Annotated in this window: 6 protein-coding genes and 1 tRNA gene; 6 read left to right on the top strand and 1 reads right to left on the bottom strand. The window is 69.2% G+C overall.

Annotation, left to right across the window (positions count from 1 at the left end; translation table 11 throughout):
• The 6 genes from VNR91_RS06075 to VNR91_RS06050 all read left to right on the top strand — a co-directional run.
• Positions 1–364: N-succinylarginine dihydrolase (locus VNR91_RS06075; RefSeq protein WP_325489878.1), on the top strand; the 364-nt coding region annotated here is incomplete at its 5' end.
• 113 nt (positions 365–477) lie between these two features.
• Positions 478–693 (top strand): hypothetical protein, encoded by a 216-nt coding sequence (locus tag VNR91_RS06070; protein WP_325489877.1) that lies wholly within the window; start codon positions 478–480, stop codon positions 691–693.
• 38 nt (positions 694–731) lie between these two features.
• A complete protein-coding gene (locus VNR91_RS06065) occupies positions 732–1,001 on the top strand; it encodes a DUF6356 family protein (RefSeq protein WP_325489876.1) in 270 nt (89 codons plus the stop codon).
• Between the two features lie 10 nt (positions 1,002–1,011).
• Positions 1,012–2,364: an FAD/NAD(P)-binding protein gene (locus VNR91_RS06060; RefSeq protein WP_325489875.1), complete on the top strand. Its 1,353-nt coding sequence runs from the start codon at positions 1,012–1,014 to the stop codon at positions 2,362–2,364.
• Positions 2,365–2,461: 97 nt separating this feature from the next.
• A tRNA-Arg gene (locus VNR91_RS06055) sits at positions 2,462–2,538 on the top strand.
• 43 nt (positions 2,539–2,581) lie between these two features.
• Entirely contained in the window at positions 2,582–3,064 is a 483-nt protein-coding gene (locus VNR91_RS06050; RefSeq protein ID WP_325489874.1) for a hypothetical protein, read from the top strand.
• Here the strand turns inward: VNR91_RS06050 and VNR91_RS06045 are convergent.
• A partial coding sequence (locus VNR91_RS06045; RefSeq protein ID WP_325489873.1) for a fused MFS/spermidine synthase occupies positions 3,061–3,732 on the bottom strand: 672 nt, incomplete at its 5' end. The genes VNR91_RS06050 and VNR91_RS06045 overlap by 4 nt on opposite strands.

Below are 3,732 nucleotides of genomic sequence, written 5' to 3'. Positions count from 1 at the left end.
TGGCGGCATGGCGCTGGTCGTGCCGTCCGAAGCCCGCGACACGCCCAGCGTGTGGGCGTGGCTGACCGAGCATGTCGCCGGCAACGGCCCGATCCGGCGGATCGAGGTGGTCGACGTACGCGAATCGATGGCCAACGGCGGCGGCCCTGCCTGTCTGCGGCTGCGCGTGGTCGCCGACCCCGCCACGGTCGATCCGCGCTTTCTGGTCGACGACGCGCGGCTCGACACGATCGCGGCGGTGATCGCGGAACATTGGCCAGAAGCCATCCCCCACGACCAGATCGCCGACCCCGCTCTGATCGCGCGGATCGAGCGCGCGCGCGATGCGCTGGTGACCGCGCTGGGACTCGCCGACAGCCTCTGAATCCGCCCGCACTGCTGCGATCGGCCTGTCGGGTTAATTGACAGGTAACCATGTTCATTAACGCGGAATCCGCCATTTCCGCCATCGGCCCGATCCTTGCTTAACCTTTCGGCATGTGGCGTCGTGTTCGCAACCTGTTCATCATCAAGACCAAGTTCGAGGCGTATCTGGTGATCTTCGGGCTGGGCAACGGCGCGGTGGAGCGCGGTGTCCATTATCTCCACCAATATCCCGGCTTTGGCGGGTGGCTGCTGTTCGCGGTATGCCCGATCGCGGTGTTCATGGCCGGCGGGCGCATTCTCGATTCGCTCGACCCGGCGCATCGCTGACGGTTCCAAAGCGGGGCGTGGCGCGTTACTGTGCCGCCATGGCCAATCTTTTTCATCGCTGGTTCGTCGAACACCCGCAAAGCGTCGATGAGACCTATGCCGAGCATTTCGGTGTCGCCTCGCGCTTTGGCTGGACGATGGTGACGGGCGGCCTCGCCTGTTTCGTCCATGCCGTGCTCCCCAATTTCTTCACCCGGACCGGCAGCACCGCCGTCAAGCGGCTCTATTCGGAAATGGTCGCGCGCCAGCCGGGCGTACGCCGCCCCGCCTATGACGAGCCGAACTGGCGACCGGAATACGAGATCTGATCGCGCCGACGTGATCGAGCATGTTCTCATCATCGGAGGCGGCTTTTCGGGGTCGCTTCAGGCGATCAACCTGCTGCGCCACGACGGCCCGCGCGCGACGCTGATCGAACGCGGGCCGAGCATCGGCAAGGGGCTGGCCTATGGCGCCGCCCATCCCAGCCACGTCCTCAACGTCCGCGCCGGCAACATGAGCGCGTTGCCCGACGATCCGCAGCATTTCGCGCGCTGGCTGGCGGCGCGCGGGATTGCCGATCCGGACACCGCCTTCATCCCGCGCGTGACCTATGGCGCCTATCTGAGCGAGCAGCTCGACGCGGCCCGCGCGGCGGCGCCCGAACGGCTGACGATCGTCCATGGCGACGTCACCGATCTGCGCCACGATGGCCGCGCGACCGCCACGCTGGCCGACGGCCTCCGGATCGAGGCGAATGCCGCCGTGCTGGCGGTCGGAAACCTGCCGCCGCACGATCCGCCGGGGCTCGATCCGGCGACGCTGCCGGGCGACCGCTACATCGGCGATCCGTGGGATCCGCGCGTGCCGATGGGGCTGAACGACGACGATACCGTACTGATCGTCGGCGCCGGGCTGACGATGATCGACGTCGCGCTGCTGCTGGAGGCGAACGGCTTCAAGGGGCGCATCGTCGCGCTGTCGCGCCGCGGGCTGCTGCCCCGCCCGCATGAGGGCGCCGGGACGAGCTGGCGCAAGATCGACGAGCGGCCGAAACTGTCGGCATCTGCGCTGCTCCATCAGGTGCGCGAACGCGGCGACTCGATCGGCTGGCGCAACGCGGTCGATGAACTGCGCCCGTTCACGCAGGATATGTGGGCCAACGCCACCGTCGCCGAGCGCAATCGCTTCCTGCGCCACCTGCGGCCGTGGTGGGACGTCCACCGCCACCGGCTGGCGCCCGAAGTCTATGCGCGTCTCCAGGCGCTGCTGGCGAGCGGGCAACTCGGGGTCCGCGCCGGCAAGCCCGACCGGTTCGTGCCGGCCGGCGACGGCGTCGACGTCCGCTGGCGTCCGCGCGGCAGCGACACGCACGAAACGCTGCATGTCCGCCGCATCGTCAATGCGATCGGCCCACAGGGCGACCTGACCCGCACGCAAGAGCCTTTGCTGCGCAAATTGCTCCAGCGCGGCCTGATCCGGCCCGATGCGGCGCGGTTGGGAATCGACGTCGACGGCACCGCCGCGGTGATCCGCGCGGACGGGAAACCGAGCGACTGGCTCCACGCGCTGGGGCCGATGACGCGGGGTGCGTTCTGGGAAATCGTCGCCGTACCCGACATCCGCACCCAGACCTGGGCGCTCGCCCGCCGGCTGTCCAACGCGCATTGGGTAGGCGGTGAGGGACTTTAGGCCCCGGACCGGCAAAGCCGAACCGCAATTATGCGACGCCGAACCCAACTCTGGGGTTGCGCAATCCGGAAGCCGCTTCTATGTCGCCGCTTCCAACGCGCCCGTAGCTCAGCTGGATAGAGCATCAGACTACGAATCTGAGGGTCGGACGTTCGAATCGTTCCGGGCGCGCCATTTTTTCCATGGCCGGATTTTGCAGGGAGTGGCGGGACGCCCGATGCGAAGCCTCGCTCCCCTGCTCCTGCTGTCCGGCTGTGCCGGGGCAACCGCCGACGCACCGTCGCTGCTGCCCCGCCCGATCGAAAGCCGCAGCGATGTCGAGCCGCAGGTCGTGCCCGCACCGGTTGCCCCCGACGCCGCGCTCGATGCCGACATCGCCCGCCACGTCGCGGCGATCGCCGCCAGCATCCAGGCCTTTGCCGCAACCGAATCCAGCGCCGAATCGCTCGCCGCGCGCGCCGCGAAGGCGCCGGGAGGCAGCGATGCGTGGCTGGAGGCGCAGGGCGCGCTCAGCGACCTCGGCAGCGCCCGTGCCGCGACCGACGCTGCCGTCGCCGATCTGACCGCGCTGGCGATCACCCGGTCCGAAAGCGGCGCGCCGCCCTATCCCGCGCTCGACGCCGCGATCGCGCGCGCCAGTGCCGAGGCCGATCGGCAGGACGAGGTCACCGCCCGCCTGTCGGCGCTGCTCGACCGTTAAGGTTCCAAACTGCGCAGCAGCGGCAGGATCGTCGCATAGTCGTCGGTCCACGGCTGGAAGCCCTTGCGGGGCTCCAGTGGCACCCAATCACCCGCCCGCGCCGTCAACCGTGACAGCGCGGCGCGGTCGCGACTGAGCGCCACCCAGTCGGATACCGTCGCATGTTCTCCCTCACCGGGGCCGGGCGCATAGTTGAGCCGGGCGGCGAACCATCCGCCATCCGCCGCCGCCGCCGCGACTACCGGCTCCAGATCGAGGAAGCGGTTGGAGATATGGACCAGCAGCAACCCCCTGGGGCTGAGCGCGCGGGCGTAGGTGGCGAACGCCTCGCGCGTCATCAGGTGCATCGGCACCGCATCCGAGGAAAAGGCGTCGAGCGCGAGCAGGTCGAGGCTGGCCGGCGCCTGCTGCGTCAACCGCATCCGCGCATCGCCGATGACGATGGTCGGGCTTGGCAGGCAGTTGGCGAGGAAGTGGAACTGCCCGGTGTCACGGGCGATCCGCACCACCGCCGGATCGATCTCGAAGAAGCGCCAGTGCTGGCCGGGTCGGGCATAGCAGGCGAGCGTCCCCGTCCCCAGCCCGACCACGCCGATCCGCGCCGCCGGGCCGTACAGGTCCGCCGCCGCCTGCATCGCCTGCCCCACCCCTGATCCGGGGACGTAATA

Source organism: Sphingomonas sp. (genome assembly GCF_035555815.1).
In the GTDB taxonomy this organism is placed as follows: domain Bacteria; phylum Pseudomonadota; class Alphaproteobacteria; order Sphingomonadales; family Sphingomonadaceae; genus Sphingomonas.
The sequence above is the reverse complement of the archived record's forward strand: the minus strand, read 5'-3'. Positions and strand labels throughout refer to the sequence as shown.